A 2,366-nucleotide genomic window follows, 5' to 3' on the forward strand; every position below is an offset into this window, starting at 1 on the left:
TTCACTCATGGTCTGCCTCGTCTCTTTTCGACAGACACTAGTTTAAACTGTTGTCCGGATATGTGGATCCACTATAATCGTCAAGCACAACACACCCTTGAGAAGATAAAATCATCGACAAATGCAGATGTTCAGCAGAAGACGGTGTTGCTAAGTGGGAATAAAATCACTCCAATCGTGACAGAAGTCCTTGCTGCCGTTGATACTGATTCAATTAAACAAGGCGAAGAAAAGGTAGAACCAGTTCAACGCCCCATAAGCGCAAGTAATAAGGACGTCTTAATTAGCTTTGCATTTTTAGTTCTTCTTTGTTACCTAATATGGCACTTTATTCTGGCTCCTCTTGGACATTTCGTATTTGGAACTAGTGGTAAATTTCTTTACGGACAATATCTCTCTGCTGGTAACAATGCGATTGAATTTTTTGATGAGAAATATATTGATGGAGAGGTTCTAGAGGAAAAACGCACAGAAAATGGAAGATGTTATTTTGGATGGATTGAGCTTAAATCAACGGCAGTCTTAGGTCAGCCTTTAATTTCGAAACATACCAACATTCTCTACATATTTACGTATGAGCAAGATGGTCGATACTGGACGGGTTTTAGGGGATTAAATTACATTGATGATTTGAGGCAAAGTTGGGAAGAATACCAATGTGGTGAGTTCCCTAAAGGACGGAAATGAAGTGAGTTATCGAAATTGGGCTTTCTTATTTTTATTCCTTAGTTGATGTGTTGATTGGCGGATTTAATAACTTGGCTATCACGTGGGTAATTTGGTTTTGAGTAACAATGCTGGTGAGTTTTCTTAAAGAATAAAAGCCGTAAAAGCAAGAAATAAAGGCTGGATGAAAATTTACCTGAGGATTGCGTGAGGGTTCAATTAAATGCGACGAAACTGATTAGGGAGATGTTAATAAATAATAACTTGAAATTACAAATTTGTTGTAAATTTAAGTTTGTGTATTTTTATTACTAATCATAATGCATTGAAATCTGATTTCTTTGTATTGTTACCCAAATCTTAGCCAACTAGTTGAAAGAAATCTTCAAATGGGAATCGTCCAAGTAACCGCAAAAAAAGATTTTCTTGAATCAATAACATCTTCTCGTCCGATAGCGGCTTTGGCTGAATTAATTTGGAATGGATTTGATGCGGCCTCGAACAAAGTGGAGGTCTTCCTTGATATTAACGAAATGAATGGTCTTGAATCCGTTCGTGTACGAGATTACGGTGACGGTATAACGTTCTCTAAAGTCGACAAATTGTTTGGTAGTTTAGGCGACTCGTGGAAGAAAGCTGCTGTTCGCCAACATGGACGTTCATTACATGGAAAAAATGGAAAAGGCAGATTTAAGGCATTTTCTTTAGGCCATAAGGTTGAGTGGGCTACGACATTTAAAGAAAATGGGAAATCGCACTCATACAAAATTGTTGGCAATTCAACATCCCTTGATAATTTTAATGTTGGTAAAGTTGTAGAGGTCGATACGAATGTAAGTGGAACTGAAGTTACCATACACAATGTAGTTAGTGATTTTCGGTCACTAAAAGATGAAACTGCTCAAATGAGTTTGGCGAAAATATTTGCGGTGTTTCTTACTGAATATCCTGAAACCTCAATTGAGTATGATGGGAAAAATGTAGACCCTAATGCAGTTCAGCACCATCGAGAAGAGTATGACCTTGGCGAAATTGGACTTAATAGCGGTAATAGAGTACGTGTTTCGATAGTTGTTATTGAATGGAATATTCCTACTGAACGTGTTGTTCATTTGTGTGATGCGTCAGGAATCTCATTGTTTGAAACTCCTGCGGGTCAACAAATTCGTGCACCGGGCTTTAATTTTACTGCGTATATAAAATCTGATCATTTTCGTGAGTTAGATAAGTTGGGCCAATTGGCACTTGCAGATTTGCATGATGATGTTCAGGTTATTGTGCGTGCGGCAAAAAATAAAATGAAAGAGCACTTTAGAAAACGTTTGGCTTCTCAACATAGCCAGATTGTTGAAAAGTGGAAAGAAGAAAAAATTTATCCTTATGAAGACAACGATAATATTGATCCTGTCGAATTTGCAGAGCGACAGGTTTTCGATATTTTGGCTGTTAACGTACAAAGTTATTTACCTTCTTTTGAAGACTCTGATAGTAAACAAAAGAAGTTCACTTTCTTTTTGCTTGCCCAGGCAATTCGTCAAAATCCTGATTCCGTGCAATTTATTATCGGCGAAGTGCTTGGTTTAAAGAAAGAGGCTCAAGATGATCTAGCTTTACTGCTAGAAAAAACTATAGTGGATCCACATATCCGGACAACAGTTTAAACTAGTGTCTGTCGAAAAGAGACGAGGCAGACCATGAGT

The 2,366-nt window shown here is 37.6% G+C and carries 2 protein-coding genes; both read left to right on the top strand.

From position 1 onward, the window contains the following. A partial coding sequence (locus tag QN359_RS19590; protein WP_323493407.1) for a hypothetical protein occupies positions 1-687 on the top strand: 687 nt, incomplete at its 5' end. Between the two features lie 368 nt (positions 688-1,055). Then, on the top strand, positions 1,056-2,327 hold the full coding sequence (locus QN359_RS19595; protein WP_322249629.1) for an ATP-binding protein: 1,272 nt from the start codon (positions 1,056-1,058) through the stop codon (positions 2,325-2,327). Positions 2,328-2,366: the final 39 nt, after the last annotated feature.

The sequence above is a fragment of the Undibacterium sp. 5I2 genome (assembly GCF_035019605.1).
Taxonomy (GTDB): Bacteria; Pseudomonadota; Gammaproteobacteria; order Burkholderiales; family Burkholderiaceae_D; genus Undibacterium.